Source organism: Nonomuraea sp. AD125B (assembly GCF_041402765.1).
Lineage (GTDB): Bacteria > Actinomycetota > Actinomycetes > Streptosporangiales > Streptosporangiaceae > Nonomuraea > Nonomuraea bangladeshensis.
Genome location: NZ_JBGLOU010000002.1, coordinates 394,128 through 411,179 on the forward strand (window position 1 = coordinate 394,128; position 17,052 = coordinate 411,179).

The 17,052-nt window shown below is 70.1% G+C and carries 17 protein-coding genes; 9 read left to right on the forward strand and 8 right to left on the reverse strand.

What is annotated here, in order from left to right; translation table 11 throughout:
* Positions 1-217: 217 nt before the first annotated feature.
* From ACBR40_RS06705 to ACBR40_RS06715, 3 genes are all read right to left on the reverse strand, one after another.
* A complete protein-coding gene (locus ACBR40_RS06705; RefSeq protein WP_371248341.1) occupies positions 218-688 on the reverse strand; it encodes a histidine phosphatase family protein in 471 nt (156 codons plus the stop codon).
* Positions 689-896: 208 nt separating this feature from the next.
* A complete protein-coding gene (locus ACBR40_RS06710) occupies positions 897-2,345 on the reverse strand; it encodes an alpha/beta fold hydrolase (protein WP_371248342.1) in 1,449 nt (482 codons plus the stop codon).
* A 196-nt stretch (positions 2,346-2,541) separates the two neighbouring features.
* Entirely contained in the window at positions 2,542-2,925 is a 384-nt protein-coding gene (locus ACBR40_RS06715) for an alpha/beta hydrolase fold domain-containing protein (RefSeq protein ID WP_371247902.1), read from the reverse strand.
* A 236-nt stretch (positions 2,926-3,161) separates the two neighbouring features.
* Between ACBR40_RS06715 and ACBR40_RS06720 the strand changes: the two genes are divergently transcribed.
* Positions 3,162-3,962, forward strand: a complete 801-nt coding sequence (locus ACBR40_RS06720; RefSeq protein WP_371247903.1) for a hypothetical protein — start codon at positions 3,162-3,164, stop codon at positions 3,960-3,962.
* Between the two features lie 83 nt (positions 3,963-4,045).
* Here the strand turns inward: ACBR40_RS06720 and ACBR40_RS06725 are convergent, their stop codons facing one another.
* On the reverse strand, positions 4,046-5,089 hold the full coding sequence (locus tag ACBR40_RS06725) for an FAD-dependent monooxygenase (RefSeq protein WP_371247904.1): 1,044 nt from the start codon (positions 5,087-5,089) through the stop codon (positions 4,046-4,048).
* Between the two features lie 64 nt (positions 5,090-5,153).
* Between ACBR40_RS06725 and ACBR40_RS06730 the strand changes: the two genes are divergently transcribed.
* The 3 genes from ACBR40_RS06730 to ACBR40_RS06740 all read left to right on the forward strand — a co-directional run bounded on the left by ACBR40_RS06730 (position 5,154) and on the right by ACBR40_RS06740 (position 8,906).
* Complete coding sequence (locus ACBR40_RS06730) at positions 5,154-5,735, forward strand: TetR/AcrR family transcriptional regulator (protein ID WP_371247905.1); 582 nt, start codon at positions 5,154-5,156, stop codon at positions 5,733-5,735.
* Between the two features lie 967 nt (positions 5,736-6,702).
* Positions 6,703-7,695, forward strand: coding sequence for a ParA family protein (locus ACBR40_RS06735; RefSeq protein WP_344207720.1), 993 nt, complete (start codon positions 6,703-6,705; stop codon positions 7,693-7,695).
* 452 nt (positions 7,696-8,147) lie between these two features.
* Positions 8,148-8,906 (forward strand): hypothetical protein, encoded by a 759-nt coding sequence (locus ACBR40_RS06740; RefSeq protein WP_371247906.1) that lies wholly within the window; start codon positions 8,148-8,150, stop codon positions 8,904-8,906.
* A 20-nt stretch (positions 8,907-8,926) separates the two neighbouring features.
* Here ACBR40_RS06740 and ACBR40_RS06745 read toward each other — a convergent pair whose 3' ends face one another.
* Complete coding sequence (locus ACBR40_RS06745) at positions 8,927-9,181, reverse strand: hypothetical protein (RefSeq protein WP_371247907.1); 255 nt, start codon at positions 9,179-9,181, stop codon at positions 8,927-8,929.
* 268 nt (positions 9,182-9,449) lie between these two features.
* Entirely contained in the window at positions 9,450-9,605 is a 156-nt protein-coding gene (locus ACBR40_RS06750) for an RNA polymerase sigma factor (protein ID WP_371248343.1), read from the reverse strand.
* A gap of 143 nt (positions 9,606-9,748) precedes the next feature.
* Here ACBR40_RS06750 and ACBR40_RS06755 point away from each other — a divergent pair, with 143 nt between their 5' ends.
* The 5 genes from ACBR40_RS06755 to ACBR40_RS06775 all read left to right on the forward strand — a co-directional run bounded on the left by ACBR40_RS06755 (position 9,749) and on the right by ACBR40_RS06775 (position 15,713).
* Positions 9,749-10,351, forward strand: a complete 603-nt coding sequence (locus ACBR40_RS06755) for a TetR/AcrR family transcriptional regulator (protein WP_371247908.1) — start codon at positions 9,749-9,751, stop codon at positions 10,349-10,351.
* Between the two features lie 62 nt (positions 10,352-10,413).
* Positions 10,414-11,910: an FAD-dependent monooxygenase gene (locus ACBR40_RS06760; protein ID WP_371247909.1), complete on the forward strand. Its 1,497-nt coding sequence runs from the start codon at positions 10,414-10,416 to the stop codon at positions 11,908-11,910.
* A 781-nt stretch (positions 11,911-12,691) separates the two neighbouring features.
* Positions 12,692-13,798 (forward strand): bifunctional DNA primase/polymerase, encoded by a 1,107-nt coding sequence (locus ACBR40_RS06765; RefSeq protein WP_371247910.1) that lies wholly within the window; start codon positions 12,692-12,694, stop codon positions 13,796-13,798.
* On the forward strand, positions 13,795-15,315 hold the full coding sequence (locus ACBR40_RS06770) for a phage/plasmid primase, P4 family (protein WP_344207714.1): 1,521 nt from the start codon (positions 13,795-13,797) through the stop codon (positions 15,313-15,315). The genes ACBR40_RS06765 and ACBR40_RS06770 overlap by 4 nt, the downstream gene beginning before the upstream one ends.
* The gene (locus ACBR40_RS06775) at positions 15,312-15,713 is read left to right on the forward strand and encodes a DUF6009 family protein (protein WP_091088912.1); all 402 of its coding nucleotides are present in this window, start codon (positions 15,312-15,314) and stop codon (positions 15,711-15,713) included. The genes ACBR40_RS06770 and ACBR40_RS06775 overlap by 4 nt, the downstream gene beginning before the upstream one ends.
* 71 nt (positions 15,714-15,784) lie before the next feature.
* Here ACBR40_RS06775 and ACBR40_RS06780 read toward each other — a convergent pair whose 3' ends face one another.
* Entirely contained in the window at positions 15,785-16,411 is a 627-nt protein-coding gene (locus ACBR40_RS06780; protein WP_371247911.1) for a hypothetical protein, read from the reverse strand.
* A gap of 2 nt (positions 16,412-16,413) precedes the next feature.
* Positions 16,414-16,980 carry an RNA polymerase sigma factor gene (locus tag ACBR40_RS06785; protein WP_344207712.1) on the reverse strand — a complete coding sequence of 189 codons (567 nt, stop codon included), beginning with the start codon at positions 16,978-16,980 and terminating at the stop codon, positions 16,414-16,416.
* Between the last annotated feature and the right edge of the window lie 72 nt (positions 16,981-17,052).

The window sequence follows — 17,052 nt, forward strand, 5'->3', positions numbered from 1 at the left end:
GGGCCGTCAGCGCAGTTGAGCCGCCAGGCCGTCGAGGAGGGCCCTTCATGAGACGGCCGGACGGAAGTCGACGGGATCCCGTCTGATCATCGCGATAGGCGGGATCTTGTCGTTTCATGTTCCGTCGCAGCGAAGGTTGAGCGATTCTCATCGACGTTTGAGTGATCGAAGCTCGGCTGCCGCGCTCTCAGCCGCCTCTTGGTCCTTCTGGTGATCTTCAGAGGGTGAAGGCTCGCTCGACGGTGCCCGCGCCCAGGTCGACCAGATGCGCGTCAGGAAAGCGAAGGTCCGCCCAGAAGTCGCCGGCGCTCTCCAGGCCCAGCCGAGTCATCACCCAAACAGTCATCGCCATGCCGTGCGTCGCCACCACGAGCGGGCGCCCGCCGGCAAGTGCGAGATGCTCGGTGATCCCTGCGTCGAAGCGCTTGGCGACCTCGGCTCGCGGCTCCCAGTCCGCGTGATCCGCGCCTTCCACGTACGCGCGCCGCAACTCGCGATAGTCGCCTTCCCATGGCTCCACGCGGGTGACCTCGTCGAACCGTCGATCACGTACGACCGCGTCATCGCCCCCCAGGGTCTGCCATGCCTTCGGCTCGTTGCTGGAGACAAGGCGGGCGTCTTTGGGCAGTCGGGCGACCAGCCGGTGGGCTGCCTGCCATCCCTCGGTGTCGGCCGCACCACGGCGCAGTGGTCGACATGTCCAACCAGGCCTTCAGCAATACGCCCGCCAGCAGATCTTCGTCACCCGCAGTTACCGGCGGACATCATGACCACTCCAGGGATTGAATGAACCGGGCGCTCGCCGTGGTCCCGGGCGGGCGAGCCGTGAGCCTCGACGTCGCCGCCAGGACATCGCGCCGGCGACCCGTGGCGGGTCGCCGGGCCGTAACCGATGGTCAGCCCGGGATTGCGCTGCCGTCGCAACCTCTGCCGATCTGGCCCGTCTCGAAGTACCGCACCACGTCGGCGGCGCACTTGGGCACCCGGGTGGTCGACACGTGCACGTCGTCGGCGACCGTGTAGACGGTGCCGCCGATGGCGCGCCGCGTCTGCAGCGTCCAGTCGTAGACGGACATGAACTCGTGCAGGTGCCCCGCCAGCACCAGTGACCCGTTGCCCCGCTTCAACGTGGCCTGCTGCACCGGCAGCGGCCAGCCGGGACACATGACAGGCAGTCCCCAGGACCGGCCGGTCGCCGGATGGCGCTTCACGAGCTGCTGGTGGTCACGCCAGGCGGTGTCGAAACCGGCCCGGCTGCCGTCCTCGTTGCACGCGACGGCCAAGTTCATGGTCATGTTCAGTGTTTCGGGCGCGCCGGGCACGGGCGTCCCCATCATCGGTGCGCCGAGCAGCTCCTTGACGGTGGGCGGGGCGGTGGTGCCCGTCACCGTCCGCAGTTCGGCCAGCGCCTTGCCCGCGCGCACCCACTCGGTCGAGTTGCGCCTGGCCAGGTCGGCGATGGCCGAGCCGTCGATGGGCCGCTGCAGGTCGGTGTAGATCTTGGGGCTCTTGTCGTACGTGCGGACCAGCTTCGCCACCTCCTCGCGCACCTTCCGTGCGGTGGGCCCGAGACCGTAGGTGGCGTCGCGGCGGGCCAGCCAGGCGGCCATGCGCCCGAAGTTACGCTCGGCCGCCTCCGCGCTGTCCTTGGCGTGCTCGTCGATGCGGGTCCACGGCGGCGCCACGCTGTCCAGGAAGGCCCGTCCGGTGTGCCCCGGGAACAGGCTGCGGAACACCATGCCCAGATGGGTGCCCCAGGAGAAGCCGAGCAGGTTGAGCTCGCTCTCGCCCAGCGCGGTCCGTACCAGGTCCAGGTCCTTGGCCACGTTCTCGGTGGTGAGCTGTCCGAGGAAGGCGGGGTCAGAGCGTCCGCACTTCTGGTTGGCGGCGACCTGGGCGTCGTATATCTTCCTGGCCGCCTCCCTGGTCAGCGTGCCGGGCTCCTGCGGGCCGTTCGGCGAGAAGGCGCAGGCGACCTTGGTGCTGTACCCGACCCCGCGCGGGTCGAAGCCGATGATGTCGTATCGCTTGTTGAGCCCCGCCATCTCCTCGTTCCTGAGCGCAGCCCGCAGGACCGGGTCCAGGTATCCGCTGTTGCCCGGCCCGCCCGGGAGGACGGCGATGGCGCCGAGCCGGTGGGCCTCGTCCGTGGCGGCCAGCCGGGTCACCGCGATGTCGATCTTCCGCCCGCTGGGGTCACGATGGTTCAGCGGGACGCCGACCGTGCCGCACTCCAGGCGCGTCATCAAGGAGCGGAACGCCGCAACCTTGTCCTCCGCCACGCCCAGGCCGCGGATCACCTCATCGGAGTAGGCCGGGCAGGATTTCCACTGCACGGAAGACATGCCGGAGCTGGAGCTGGGGTTCGCGGTGGCGCTCGCGCTCGCGGCGACGGTAGCGGTGGCACCCGCCGCGGAAGGATACGCCGCCAACCCCGCCAGCGCCACGGCCAGTGCCGTCAGTGAAGTTCGGTACGTCATGCGGATCAGTAGTAGAGCTGCGGTTGTTTCCTTGCCGTTTCCATGAGGATGGTCGCCCGCCCTACGCGCTCGTCCTGATCTGCGGGATCGGCTGATCGCATATGGCCCCACCGAGAAGCGCGCCGCACCGCAACGGAGCCGGTATCCGAGAGCGACACGGACGCGCAGGCCGCCCGGCCGGACCTCGTCGTACGAAATGCACGTCACCGCGCTGCTCGGCCAGGATGGTGAGCGGCGCGGTCATGTTGCCTCCGACCGAGTCGCCCGCGACGGCCAGCCGGGAGGGGTCCAGCCCCTCTTCGGCGCCGAACTTCACGATCCGCTGGGCGGTGGCGTAAGCCTGCTCGACGGCCACCGGGTGGCGGGCCTCGGGCGAGCGGTCGTACTCGACGAAGACGACGGCCGCGCCCGCGTCGGCGGCGCGGCCCAGGAGAGCCAGACCCACGACTCGTAGCCAACGTGATCACTAGTCGTGGCCGACCACAGGCGGCCACACCAACCAGGTGAGACGGAACGGCGAATCCCGCCAGGTGGATGAGACGCACGCCAGGTTTCGCGAGACAGGACAACCGCCATGAAGGGATCTTGGTGGCAGTTATCTTTGGTAGGTGACAACCATCTCCGGGAGTCACAACCGTCCACCAGCAGCATCATGATCATAAACGTCAATACACTATTGACATGCCGAAACGCGCAGAGCCTCTTGTCACTAAAACCGCAGGTCAGAGGGCCATCCAGGACATTGTAGAGCGACGCCGCAAGGCACACGATCCCGATGTGGAGACACTGCTGCGCGACGATCCGGCCGACCATCCCCTCACCGTTATCCGTTATGTCCTGACCCGCCGGCGGGTCCCGGACTGGGTGCTCGTCGGTGACGTGATCGACGGTCTGTGGGTGCTGGCCTACGTCCGGCGCTACTGTCCGCACCTGCCGGACGAGGCCGACCGCCTGGAACATGAACTCCTCGAACTGGGCTGTGCCAAGCAGATCGCCATGATCCGGATGGCGCCCCCGCTCAACGTACGCAGCAGGCAGGCCGTGGAGCACCGCATCCTTCGCCATCGGGCCGCCAAGCTGGGGCTGGCCCGCAACGAACGAGCGGAACGAGCACACCGGCGCTCCCCCACCTCCTCCCCCACGAGCACGAGCACGGCAGAGGCGGCGTGGTACGACCGGCATGCGCTGCCGTTGTGGGAGGCGGCAGGAGAGCTGGTGGACTATCGCGCGCGGTTCGACCATCTGCTGGACGACGAGCTGGCGGAGAACCTGATCGGCCTGCGTCGTGCGGTCAGAGAGATGCAGTGGCCGCTGACGCCGGACCGGTATCCGACGCTGCGCGAGATCGGCTGGTGGCTGGAGGAGATTCTCGACGCGCTGTGGGAGGAGCGCTATGCCGCCTTTCGGGAGCAACTGTCGGATCTCCTTCCCCGGCTCACCCTGCTCGCCGAGCAGCAGCACGAGGCCCGTTTCGGCGGCTGACCTCGTACTCGCTCGGTCCTCGAACGGGTCGTCCCGCCGGATCCTGCTGAAGAGCACGAGCGAGCAGACGGCGGCGTTCGCCCTTACATGGGCAGGAGGCGCATCAGGGCATTGCGCGGGCCCGTCAGGCGATCGGCCCCGGCCAGGCGGGTCATCCACCGGGACGCGGTGACGATTCGCTGGGTCGCCGGACGCCGCTTGGCGTCGTACGCGCGCAGCGCCTGCTCGACGTCGCCGGGGTGGTCGCGCAGGCAGGCGGCGAGCTCGGTCGCGTCGAGCAGGGCCTGGCAGGCGCCCTGCCCCAGGGCGGGGGTCATCGCGTGGGCGGCGTCGCCGATCAGCGCGACGTTCCCGGTGACGTAGGAGGCCAGCGGCGGCGCCAGGTCGTGGACCTCGTGCCGCAGCACTGTGCCCTCGTCGGCCGCGGCCAGCACGCGGGGAATGGGCTCGTGCCAGCCGGCGAAGCGGGCCCGCAGGTCGTCGAGCGTCTCGCGGGTGCCTGCCGGAGCACGTACGGGGGCGTACCAGTTGGTGACGCCCGGCGCCTGCGGGGTCATGCCGAACATCTGCCCGCGTCCCCACGTCTCTCCGTAGTCCTGCGGCTCGAAGCCCTCGACGACGCCGCGCCAGGCGACGATGCCCGCGTAGCGGGGTCGCGTGGTGGGATCGAAGAACGCCTGGCGTACCGCGCTGCGGACCCCGTCGGCGCCGATCACCAGGTCGTACTCCGCCCGCAGCCTGGCGGGATCGGTGATCTCCACGCCGGTGCTGATCGTCTCCTGGTTCACCTCCTCCAGCAGCAGCTCGATCAGCGAGACCCGCGACAGCATGCGGACGGGTGCCCCGCCGCGCCGTTCGATGCGCCCCAGCGGCAGGTCGGCCAGGCGTCTGCCGCTGGGGGTGCGGATCTGCGCCCGCCGGTAGGGGACGGTGCGCTCGCGCAGCCGTTCGCCCAGTTTCAGTGTGGCCAGGGCGGCTTGGGCGTCGGGGCGCAGGCCCAGCGCGGTGCCCTCGGCGACGACTTGTGGCCACCGCTCGAAGACGGAGACCTTCCAGCCGATGGCGCGCAGCGCGATCGCGGCGGTCAGCCCGCCGACACCGGCGCCCACGATGACGGCATTTCTCATTCGAATCACCACACCTGTGGTACCACGGATGTGGTGGTCCTGTCGAGTGGAAACATAGAGGCCCATGGCGGAGAACAGTGACCGGCGCGATCGGTTGCGCGACGCGGCGATCGAGGTGCTGGCTGCCGAGGGCGGCCGGGGGCTCACGCACCGGGCGACGGACCGGGTCGCCGGGCTGCCGGAAGGCACGGCGAAGAACTACTTCCCGACCCGCGTCAGCCTCCTGCAGGCCGCGGCGGAGCGGTGCGTGGATCGCTACTTCGGCGACCTCCAGCAGGCCGAGGTCCACACCGTCGACCAGCTGCTCGCGCTGCTGCGCCGGTTGATGGACAAGGCGCTGACGGACAACAGGTCACGCGTCCTGGCCTACCTCGAACTGAACGCGGAGGCCGCCAGGAACACGCAGGTGCGCCAGACCATGGCCCGGCTCGCCCGCGCCGACCTCGATCTGCACCTGGCCCTCCAGCAGTCCGCCGGCCTCCCGGCCACCCGGGACGGCGCCGCCCTGGTCACTCTGGCCATCAACGGCGCGCTGGCCCACCTGCTCTCCCAGCCGCCCGACGTGCTGGCCTCCTACGGTCTCGACGACCTCGACGCCTTTCTGCACCGGCTCATCACCGCGACCTACCCCGGCCGGACGGCCTGATCGGCGAGCCGGCAGCACCCGTTATCGCGCCATCTCCGCGTTCCCGCGTGCTTGCAGGGCCTCCTCGTAATTGCCGTACGTCGCCAGCCAGCGTCTTCGTGATATTGCGCATGGCCTGTATGGGATGGGAAAGTAATTTGAGAGAAGGCTCCCGGCCGCGCTTTGCAGTGCGAGCCGGGAGGCTTCCTCAAGGGCTCACCGCCAGCCGTGAATTCTGCGTGTTGGCGTGCCATCGCGGCGCGTACCCTCACCGAAGCGACCGCATCACCGCAGGTCGCCTCGACTAATAGGTGTGAAGACAGGTCTGTCGAGAGGGACATAGACCGGCTTGTGAATAGCTGCATCGAAAGCATCTGAGATAGTGACGTCGAATGTCATGGAGATATTCACATCGACAGTGGAAGAGACAGGCTGAGGACAAGGCAGACAGAAATGGCAGGAGACAGTGTTGCAACAAGTCTTGTCAGATGTTCTACAGAAAGCCGTACCACGTCATAGGTCAATCGGTGATGCAAGCACCATGCAGACAACTGAGCAGACTGATGATCAGAGTGGGGGTGGCAGCAGATGAAGAAGCCGTAGGCGATCAGGGCAGAAGGTCAGGCCATGGCGAGGCCGGGGGACGCACATCTCAACGACTTCCACGAGTGAGCGAGCCTTCATCGACGTGACTGCCGGGTGGACCCATCAGGTCACCAAGTGAGAGACGAGCGGAGGGTTCAGCGCGAGGAGAGGTCTGTCGGGGGATCGCCCAGGGGGACGGGAGAACGAGCGCGGCGACACGCCGTACCTGAAGATGACGCTCAAGGCATTCATCTGTTAAGAAAGGGACGGAAGTTCCATCAGCTTCGTCAAGTTACCGGGAGCTTGCGCCTCTGCAGGAACAAGGGACCTTCCGTCCAGTCCTAGGCATGCACAGGAGAGTAGATCCATGAGCTTCCCCCTCTCTGCCACTCAGGCCCGTGGGATGACCACGCAGGAGATCATCGAACAGATCCGCCCCAAGCTGCGGCGGGTGCTCATCGTGTTGAACAACAAGGGGGGTGCCGGGAAGACCACCACCACGGCCAACATCTCGGCCCAGCTGGCAGCCGCGCTCCACCAAGCGGGGTCGTCCAAGCGGGTCCTCGCCCTGGACCTCGACCCTCAGGGCAACCTGGGGCTGGATCTGGGCTACCAGGGCAGGCCCGGGGACGACGAGGGGCAGAGCGTTATCAACGTGGTGGAGGGCACCGGTCCGTTGCACATCGTGCGCGACGTACGGCCTCAGCTCGACGTCGTGCCGGGCGGCAAGGTGCTCAAGCGGACGACCGCCTCGATCATCGGCACCAGGTCCATCGACCCTCGCAGGGAGATCCTGCTGAGTCTGGCCCAGGCGTTGGCGGAGGTGGCGGACGACTACGAGTGGATCCTCATCGACTGCCCGCCCAACATCGCCGACCTGCAGCACCTGGCTGCCGTCGCCGCCGAGTACGTGCTCATCCCCGTCTGTTTCGACCAAGGCGCCATCCAGGGTCTTGAAGGAGTCAGCGAGGTCTTCGACGTCGCATCCCCGCTCAACCCGGCGCTGACGCCGCTCGGCGTGCTGCTGTTCGGCTTCGACCGCCAGCATCTGCGCAAGGTCAAGGACGACGACGGGGAGGTGGTGGGGGTGAAGGAGATCGGGTTCCTGGCCAAGAAGCGGCGCGAGATCGAAGGCGTGCTCGGCGACTCGGGGATCCCGATCTTCCAGACCGTCATCACGCGGGCCGTCAACGTCGCGGACCAGTGCCGCAAGCACGGCCGGGTGTTCGCCGAGCTGGCGGATCTGACCGCGGGCGCGGACTGGAAGAAGCACGCCAGGCAGCACCAGCTGTCGCTCAGCTCGGAGTCGGCCGAGACCTCCGCCATCGAGATGGAAGAGGCCACCATGGAGATCATCGCTCGGGCGCTGGAGCTGGAAGCGGAGGCGTACGCATGACGAGCGAGTTCTTCGACGACAAGCCACCGCAGCCGCGCCTCAGCGGGATGACCCGGGCGCGCGGCAAGCGGGGGCAGAGCGGCTTGGCGACGTTGGTCGGCAAGCCGGCCGAGGGGGAGAAGAAGCAGTCGGCTCCGGAGGCTACAGCGGCCGCCGCAACCACGGCAGCCCCTGCCCCGGCACCCGCCCCGGCAGGGGCTGCTGCAGGAGCCTCCGCACCGGCCTCCGCACCAAGCGCCACGCCAAGCGCCACGCCGGGCGCCACGCCGGTTCCTGCGCCGACCACGCCGGCCACGGCGGCGGCCTCTGCGCCCGCGCCACCTGCTCCTGCTCCTGCTCCTCAAGCAGAGCCGGCACCCGAGCCGGTCGCAGCCGAGCCTGCAGCGGCAGCACCGGTCGCAGCAGGGCCCGCCAAGGTCGAGGCTCCGGCAGCACCGGTCGCTCCCGCGCCCGTGGCACAGGAGGCGGACGGCTCCTCCACCGGGCTCGCCATCGAGACGCCCACGCCGCGGACGCCTTCCAAGCCCGTCAGCGTGGTCGTCGCACCCGCGGACGCGGGCGGCCTGCCGGAGCCGTCGGGATCGCCCGACAGCGCCGCAGGCTCGCCCCTCAGGGCCCCTGAGGAAGCCCTACGAGCCCGCACGACGGAGGACGCGACATCACCGTCGCCGTCGCGTCCTCCCGCGCCGCACGCGACCAAGCCGCGCCGCCAGGCCGCCCGTCCCGCACAGGCGGCCGCCCGCCGCGCGCCCGCTCCGGTCGCTGAGCCCTCGCCGACCAGTGCGTACCAGACGCCTGAGCAGGTCAGCATCTACGTGACGCCCAAGGTCAAAGAGCGGGCGCGCGAGATGAGCCGTGCCGAGGGCATCGAGTACGCCCAACTGGCGATGGACGCCATCGACCACTACCTGACCGAAGGCGTACTGGGGTTCCTGGTGCAGGCGCGTCTGGAAGTCAGCCGGCCCAACGGCTCGCGATTCCCGCCTCGGAGGAACCTGCGGTCACGATCGAAGGCGGGCGTCCGCAGGGTGCTGTGGCCGGTGCAGTTCCGCCCGGCCGAACTCGACATCCTGACCGAGCTCGTCGAGGAGACCGGGGCCGAGCACCTGTCCACGCTGGTCTCCGTCGCGGTGGAGGCGTACTTGCTGGACGACGAGGAGGAGGGCTCGCTCACCGGGACGTCCGGCGTCAGGGCTCTTCCCGCCACCTGAGACGCCCGGCGCCCTGTCGGTCATGTCGCCGCGGTCCCAGTACATGCGGGCGCAGGTCCCGTGGCCGGCGGGTTCCGGCTGCGGCGCAGCCAGGGCTTGTCCAGGTCGGCGGCCTCCCAGCGCTCCTCGCTCACCAGCGCCATGGTGTGGAGCGTCCGGCCCGACTCGTCCGTGGTGTAGAGGCTGCGCTGGGCCAGCGTCTTGGTGTGAACGTACTGGTCGCGGGCCGGAACCGGGTCGGGCTGTCGGGCGGCGGCGGCCGGCGTGGCCCGCATGAGCAGCGTCCTGGCGTCGGCTGGAGGGGCGGCGATCAGGCATCAGGGGTACGCGGGTCGGAGCCTCCAGGCTCACCTGGGTGACGACGATGCCGTCGGTGAGCGTCACCGCCACGGCGCCGGATCGGCAGCGTGGCGGGCCAGCTGCGGCGGGCACGGGCCGGCCGCGCCGGCCGCGCCTCACAGGTCAGGCGGAGGAGGCGGTCACGTCCTTTCGCCGCCGCCTCCGGCGTGGGCTCGGGCTCCGCGAACCCGGCTCCGATCGGCTTCAACTCGTCCATCGCCGCTCCCCGATCGGGTTGACGTCGCCCAGGACCTTACGCAGCTTCTTGCGTGCCCTGCTGATGCGGGACCCGACGGTCTCCACCGGTATGTCCAGGGCCGTCGCGATCTCCTCGTAGCCGCGGGCATCGGGGTGGTGCAGTCACGGCGTTCCCCCCGAAAGCGACTGTCGCCCAGTGTTCGCCGCTCGGGGCCGGCCAGGTAGGGCAGGGCAGGGCACCCGCCGCCGAAATTTTGCGCGTCTCGCATCTTTGCGTGACTCGCAAGTTTATGTAGGGTGCTCGTATGGGGCTCAGGGAGCGCAAGAAGGAAGAAACCCGGCTCGCGCTCAGCTGGGCGGCGATCAAGCTGGCCGTCGAGCGTGGCTTCGACAATGTCAGGGTGGAGGACATCGCCGCCGAGGCGGGCGTCTCGCACCGCACGTTCAACAACTACTTCTCCAGCAAGGGCGAGGCCATCGCGGCCAGGCACTTCGACCGGGCGGTGCAGATCGCCGACGAGCTGCGGTCCAGGCCGGAGAGCGAGCCCTTGTGGGAGGCCGTCACGAACGCGGTGTTCGCCCGGTTCGCGCTCGGCATGCAGGAGCGCGGGTGGCCGGTCGACGAGCACTGGATCACCGGTGTCAAGCTGATGACCCAGCACCCTGAGCACCGGGGCGAGTTCCTCAAGGCCCACGCGGCCGCGCAGGACGCGCTGGCCGCGGCGGTCGCCGAGCGCACCGGCACCGACCTCGATCGGGATCTGTATCCGCACCTGGTCGCCGGGGCGGTGGGCGCCGCCGTGCTCGCGACCATTCACCTGTGGCTCCACGGCGACGCACCGGCACCGTTCCCGGAGCTGCTGCGCGACGCTCTCGGTCAGGTCGCCGCCGGACTGCCGACGCCCTGACCTTCCCCATCTCTCTCTGCCGGCCTGCCGCCGGCCGATCCGTCATGCCCGGAAGGACCACCATGATCGTCGATGTCGTCATAGCCGGAGCCGGGCCCAACGGGCTGATGCTGGCCTGCGAGCTCAGCCTGGCCGGAGTCCGCCCCCTGGTCCTGGAGCGCCTGCCCGAGCGCAGCCAGAACAACCGCGCCAACGGCCTGGTCGGGCAGGTGGTGCGGATGCTGGACCGGCGCGGCCTGTACGAGCGGCTCGCCGGCGTCCAGGAGCCGCCGCGGCCCGCTCCCGGGTTCGTCTTCGGCGCGCTGCCCATCGACCTGAGCGTGCTGGACGACAACCCCCTCTACCTCCTCCCGGTTCCGCAGCTCAGGATCGAGCAGATGCTGGAGGAACGGGCCGGCGAGCTCGCCGTCGAGATCCGGCGCGGCCACGAACTCACCGGATTCGACCAGGACGCCGATGGCGTGACCCTCAAGGTGAGCGGCCCGGCCGGGCCGTACACGGTCGAGGCGCGCTTCCTAGTCGGGGCCGACGGCGGCCACAGCATCGTGCGCAAGCTGGCCGGCATCGCCTTCCCCGGCGTGACGACCGACACCACGATCTCGCGCACCGCGCACGCCACCGTCGCGGCCGAGTTCATCGACCCGGCCACCGGCGGCCTCGACGTCCCCGGGTACGGGCCCATCCCGCCGTTGCTGCACCACCGGACCGAGCACGGGTTGTTCGTGTACGCGCCCCTGCCGAGCTCCACCGCACCGTTGATCTCCACCATGGAGTGGAACGGACAGGACGCCGAAGGGCCGCTCACCCTGGAGGAACTGCAGGCCAGCGCCCGGCGCGTGCTCGGCGCGGACATCGCCTTCGGCCCGCCCGACGGCCCGGGGCCGCACCTGATGCGCAAGCTCAACGGCGGCAACACCCGCCTGGCCGAGCGTTTTCGTGACGGCCGGGTGCTGCTGGTCGGCGACGCCGCTCATGTGCACTCGGCGATCGGCGGGCCCGGGCTCAACCTCGGCCTCCAGGACGCGGTCAACCTGGGCTGGAAACTCGCGGCCGAGGTGCGCGGCACGGCCCCCGCCGGGCTCCTCGACACCTACGAGTCCGAACGGCGCCCGGCCGCCGAGCGGGTGGTGATGTCCTCGCGCGCCCAGTCCGCGCTGATCGCCCCGGGCAGCGAGGTCACCGGCCTGCGCGCGCTGTTCACCGAGTTGCTCGGCGACCCGCGCAACGTCCGCCGGATCGCCGACCTGATGTCGGGCGCCGACATCCGCTACGAGGTGGGCAGCGACCATCCACTGGCCGGCCGGTGGGCTCCAGACCTGGACCTCGAGGGCGGGGGCCGGCTCGCCGAGCTGACCAGGGACGGCCGCCCGCACCTGATCGACTTCACCGGGGGCGACTGGGGACACCCCGCGACCGCGGGGCTGCCCCGGCCCGCCGTGCCGTGCACGGCCCTGCTGCTGCGGCCCGACGGATACGTGGCGTGGGCCACCGATGTCCCGCAGCCCGACGCGGAGTCCCGCGCGTCCCTCAGGACGGCGATCCGACGCTGGCTGGGCTGATCGGTCACGGGGGAGCGGATACCGGCCCGGGCCGCCGAGCCGGCCCTGACAGCACCCGAGCGACTGAAGGGACCGGGCCCGCCGAAAAGGCGTACGGACCACTCACGCAGGCCGAGCGATCGAAGCGACTCAAGCGACTGAAGACCGGCATGCGGCGGTGCTCGGCGCACGATCCGGGGAGGGGGACGGGGCCGCGTTTCCGGTCGCTGTCATGACCGGGCGGCCCACCGCGGCGCAGAGACTGAGCGTCAGTCGCTTGGGTGCTGGAGCGACCCAAGCGACCCGGCCGGCCCTCGGTGTCTTCAGTCGCTCCCTCTCCGGGCCGGGGCTCAAACAATCCCAAAAGCCGCGGGGCGCGTGGGGCAGCCGGGGACGGAGGGACTGACAGTGCTTCGGTAGCTGGTCCTGAGTAGCTGACAAAGCCGCAGGTCAGGGGGTTGTGCGAGGATGGGCAGCGACCAAAGCGACTCCTCCTCCGGTATATGTCGTCGTAGTACGCATCGTCGTGCTGGCGTCATAAGTGCTCAGTAGAGTCGCTTCAGTCGCTACTCCAGACGGCCCGTCGCCGACGCGCCTCGCCTCACGGGGCCATCGCGAAGCCGCGTCGCATTTCTTCCGCCACGCCCACGCCATCCCCCACAGCCGCCCCAAGGTCCGCTAATCTGTCGTGCCATGTTCAAGGCTCGGTCGCTTCAGTCGCTCAGCCTCCCTCACGGGCGGCGACAGGCAAGCAGGCCGAACCGGCGACCCACCCTCTGCCCGGACCACGAGAAGGGATGACGTGACTCTGCACGCCCCTCTCGACGACGTCACCCCCAGCCCTCCCCAGCTCTCCCGGCCGATCGACATCGCCCGCTGGTGCGCCGCCCAGGGCTGGCCCGTCCACCCCCTCGCCGCCGGCCGGAAGACCCCGGCGCGCAACTGCCCCGCCTGCCAGGCCGCCGGGCACGACCCGGCCGGATGCCCGTGCCTGCGGCAGGGCCGGTGGTGCCACGGGTTCCACGCCGCCACCGCCGACTCGGAGCTGATCGACAGCTGGTGGGGCGCCCACCCGGCGTTCGGCGTCGGTGTCGCCTGCGGTCCCGCCCGGCTCGTCGTCATCGACGTCGACGCCCACCCCACGCCCGTGCCCGACCGCGACCGCCTGCTGCCCGGCATCCCCATCGACCCCCGGGTCGACCTGGCCGGCCTCGCGACCGGCTTCGACACGCTGGCGCTGCTGGCCGCCCTGCGCCGTGCCCCCGACCCCGCGGCCGACGCCTCGACCCTGCGGGTCCGTACGCCCTCCGGTGGCCTGCACATCTGGTACCGCGCCGAGTCCGGGCAGACGTTCCTCTGCTCCACCGGCTCCAGCTCCTCCCGGGCCCTGGCCTGGCAGGTCGACGTACGCGCCCACGGCGGCTACATCATCGCGCCGGGGACGCGCACCCAGGACGGCGTCTACACGGCGGTGGGGGAGTGCCGCGTGCCCGCGCCCCTGCCGCACTGGCTCGCCCAGGAACTCTCGCGTACGGGGCACGTCCCCGTCCCCGCCGCCAGGCCGCCCCAGCAGGGCCGCCCGATCCCGCCCCGCGCCCGTCAGGCCGTCGTCGGCGCCGGCGGCCGGAACACCTCGGCCGAACGCCTGCTGCACCGCCTGCTGGCCGACATCGAGGCGTGCGCGTCCGTCCCGCACGGCGCGGGCTTCACCGGCAAGCTCAACCGAGCGGCGTACACCGCCGGCGGCCTCGTCGCCGGCGGATATCTGTCCGCGCACGACGCCCAGACGATGCTGGCGGCGGCCGCCCACCACGCGCGTCCTGGACAGGAGGGCCGCTCCGACAAGATCATCAGCAGCGGTTTGACCCGAGGCTCCACCCGGCCGCTCTACCTCCAGGAACGCTCATGACGCCCGGCACCCCGTCCGGGGGCTTCAACGCGGAAGCCGCCGCCCAGCAGATGCTCGAACTGGCCGAGATCCCGCCCGCCGCTGCTCCGCCGCCGGCCGCGCCGCCTGCCCAGGCCCCCGCGACCAGCGACGGGCTGCTGCCTGAGTCGCTGAGCGACCGGGGCAACGCCAAGCTGTTCGTGCACCTGTACGGGCGCGACTTCAAGCACGTGCCCGGCCTCGGCTGGTACCGCTGGGCGGAGTACCGCTGGATCCCCGACGAGAGCGACGCCGTGCTCTGGGCGGCGGGGGAGATGGCCGACCAGCTCGCCGTGTTCGACCGCTTCCACCGGCACACCGCGAGCGACCTGCGTCGGCACAAGAAGCGGGCGCTGTCGACCGCCGGCATCCACGCCATGCTCGTCCAGGCGAAGGCGGCTCCCGGCATGGCACTCAACGCCGCCGCGCTGGACGCCGACCCCTACGCCCTGTGCACCCCGGCCGGGGTGGTCGACCTGCGTACCGGACTGATCACCGCCCCCGATCCCGAGCGGCACCTGCACTCGCGCTCCACCACCCTGGCCCCCGAGCCGGGCCCCATCCCGCGCTGGGAGCGGTTCCTCTCCGACACCTTCGGCGACGACGCCGAGGGCAAGGAGACCGTCGACTTCCTGCACCTGCTGCTCGGCTACTCCATCTCCGGGGACGTCGGCGCGCAGGTCCTGCCGTTCCTGTTCGGCGCCGGCAAGAACGGCAAGTCCGTGCTGCTGGAGGTCATGCTGCAACTGCTCGGCGACTACGCCGACGCGGCCCCGCCCGGGTTCCTCATGGCCAAGTCGTTCGACGGCCACCCGACCGACCTGGCCGAGCTGCACGGCCGCCGGGTCATCGTCTGCTCCGAGCTCAAGCCCGGTGATCGTTTCGACGAGGCCCGGGTGAAGCTGCTGACCGGCGGCGACAAGATCAAGGCGCGCCGGATGCGTCAGGACTTCTTCAGTTTCGACCCGACTCACCACCTGTGGTTGCTGGGCAACCATCGCCCCGAGGTGAGCACGGGCGGGTTCGCGTTCTGGCGGCGGCTGCGCCTGATCCCCTTCGAACGGGTGGTGTCCGAAGAACATAAGATTGACAACCTCGCACGCATCCTGGTGGATGAGGAGGGACCGGGAATCTTGTCCTGGTTGGTCGACGGAGCCCGCCGCTACCTGGCGGGCGAGAAAGACTTGTCAGGGCCGCAACGGGTACGTCTAGCGACAGATGCCTACGAAGCGACGGAGGATGTAGTGGGGCGGTTCATCGGAGACGCCTGCATACTCGAACCGGGCCTGCGTGCAGAACAGACGAGTCTGTACGCGGCCTACACCCGCTGGTGCAGCTCAGAGGGTGCCACCCCTGTCTCGGCCCGCAACTTCGCCGCACGCATTCGCGACACACTGAGAATGACGTCGCCAAAGGATATGATCCTGTCCAACTCGCGCAAGTTCTATCCGGGTATCGGCCTCAGCTCCGAGTTCCACGGTGAGGAGGCCCGGCGATGAGCCTGATCAACGAATCGAGTTTGTGCCACGAGGTCGAGCTGGTGTGGCTTGAGGACACCGAGGGTCTCGACTACGTCCGCCAGAGCCTGGACAGGCTGCCCACGCGTCGCGGCAAGCCCGCCTACCACCGCGACGGCCGCATGGTGGGCTACGCCGTGCTCGGGCGGACGGCCAAGGCCGCTCCCGCGTCCGGCACCTTCCACCGCCGGGTCTTCTGGCTGGCCCCCCACGACCGCGACACGCTCCCGGACGGCGAATACAGCACCGGAGCCCCGCTGGAGTCGGTCGACCCCCGGACGCTGGCCCCCGGCAAGCCCGGCCACAAGACCGAACGCTCCGAGGGCGGGCCTCCCTCGCCCGCCATGGTCGCCTTGGGGATCACCCTTCCGAAGGCCTGATCAGCCGCGAGCCGCCCTCCACCGGGTGGCTCGGGCGACCGTCACGCGCACCCGGCACGCGGGCCGGGTGCTCAGTGAGGGTCCTTGACGGGCGCGCACGGCTTCACCGTGGTGCCCGCCGGTGCCAGCGACGTGGCGAGCAGCCAGGGTATGTACGAGCTCCGGTTGTCACGGAACTCCACCACGAGCGTCTCGCCCGGCTCGATGTACTGCGGGACGATCCGAATCGTCCGGACGGACTTCACCTGGACGACCTTGGACGAGCGCGACCTCTCCACGAGTGAACGCAGCTCGCTCGCGTTCGCGACCGGGGCCCCGCCGTAGGTCTGGTCCTCGCTGACGAACCGAGGGGCCGCGCACCGCATGGCCGGGGCCAGGAAGGTCACGTCGGCCTTGACGCCCGCCTCCGCGAGCCTGGCCTCCAGCCCGGAGGGATCGCGCAGCTCGTTGACGGTGACCATGACCGTGCCGTCCGGGCTTTCGGCCACCGCGTAGGCGGAGGTCCCGGTGCCGCTGATCAACGGTGTGACGACGAGTCCCGCCGCGACAGCGGCCGCGACCAGCAGCCGTGGGCCGGTGACGACCCGTCGCCGTGGCCGCGCCCGGCGGAGCAGCCGTTGCCGTGCTCCGGCGAGTTCCTCCGGCGAGGCCGGGGGGACGGCCTGCCACATGGCCTTCAGCTCGTCCATCTCGTCCATGGTCAATCTCCTTGTCGGCTCAGGGCTTGACGGATCCGGAGACGGGCCCGGTTGAGGCGCGAGGCGACCGTCCCCGGCGGGATGGCCAGCGCGTCGGCCACCTCCTGGTAGCTCAGTTCGGCCCAGGCGACGAGCAGCAGCACGTCGCGGTCGGCCGGGCTGAGGTCCATCAGGGCGAGCGCCAGCGGCCGGTTGACGGCCAGGGTGTTGACCCCGTCCTCGACCTGGAAGCCGGAGCGCTCCGCCGGGTGCACGCCGCTGCGGACGTAGGCGCGGTAGAGGCTCATCTCGGCACGACGCCGGCGGCCGATCAGGTTGGAGGCGATGCCGTACAGCCACGGCCGGGCATCGGAGCGACGGCGGTCATAGCCGCCGCGCTGCTGGAAGGCGGCCAGAAAGGTGTCGGCCACGACGTCCTCCGCCTCGCTGGGCCCGAGCCGCCTGGTCACGTAGCGATGCAGGAGCGGAGCGTGCCGGTCGAACAGCGTGGCGAAGATCTCGGGCTCGTTCAGCGATCTCTCGATGAGGATCGCGTCGTCGACCTCGACAGCTTCGCGAGGGATTGTCATGCATGCCGACCTTTCCTGGCTTATGCGGCGGTCACCAGCTATTGCCGCGCCAGGCCGAGATTCTTCACGGTG

Excerpts from the sequence above, each read along its gene's own strand:
- ACBR40_RS06710 (WP_371248342.1), bottom strand. The coding sequence starts at position 2,345 with ATGTCTTCCGTGCAGTGGAAATCCTGCCCGGCCTACTCCGATGAGGTG.
- ACBR40_RS06720 (WP_371247903.1), top strand. The coding sequence starts at position 3,162 with ATGCCGAAACGCGCAGAGCCTCTTGTCACTAAAACCGCAGGTCAGAGG.
- ACBR40_RS06725 (WP_371247904.1), bottom strand. The coding sequence starts at position 5,089 with ATGAGAAATGCCGTCATCGTGGGCGCCGGTGTCGGCGGGCTGACCGCC.
- ACBR40_RS06730 (WP_371247905.1), top strand. The coding sequence starts at position 5,154 with ATGGCGGAGAACAGTGACCGGCGCGATCGGTTGCGCGACGCGGCGATC.
- ACBR40_RS06735 (WP_344207720.1), top strand. The coding sequence starts at position 6,703 with ATGACCACGCAGGAGATCATCGAACAGATCCGCCCCAAGCTGCGGCGG.
- ACBR40_RS06745 (WP_371247907.1), bottom strand. The coding sequence starts at position 9,181 with ATGCGGGCCACGCCGGCCGCCGCCGCCCGACAGCCCGACCCGGTTCCG.
- ACBR40_RS06755 (WP_371247908.1), top strand. The coding sequence starts at position 9,749 with ATGGGGCTCAGGGAGCGCAAGAAGGAAGAAACCCGGCTCGCGCTCAGC.
- ACBR40_RS06760 (WP_371247909.1), top strand. The coding sequence starts at position 10,414 with ATGATCGTCGATGTCGTCATAGCCGGAGCCGGGCCCAACGGGCTGATG.
- ACBR40_RS06770 (WP_344207714.1), top strand. The coding sequence starts at position 13,795 with ATGACGCCCGGCACCCCGTCCGGGGGCTTCAACGCGGAAGCCGCCGCC.
- ACBR40_RS06775 (WP_091088912.1), top strand. The coding sequence starts at position 15,312 with ATGAGCCTGATCAACGAATCGAGTTTGTGCCACGAGGTCGAGCTGGTG.
- ACBR40_RS06780 (WP_371247911.1), bottom strand. The coding sequence starts at position 16,411 with ATGGACGAGATGGACGAGCTGAAGGCCATGTGGCAGGCCGTCCCCCCG.
- ACBR40_RS06785 (WP_344207712.1), bottom strand. The coding sequence starts at position 16,980 with ATGACAATCCCTCGCGAAGCTGTCGAGGTCGACGACGCGATCCTCATC.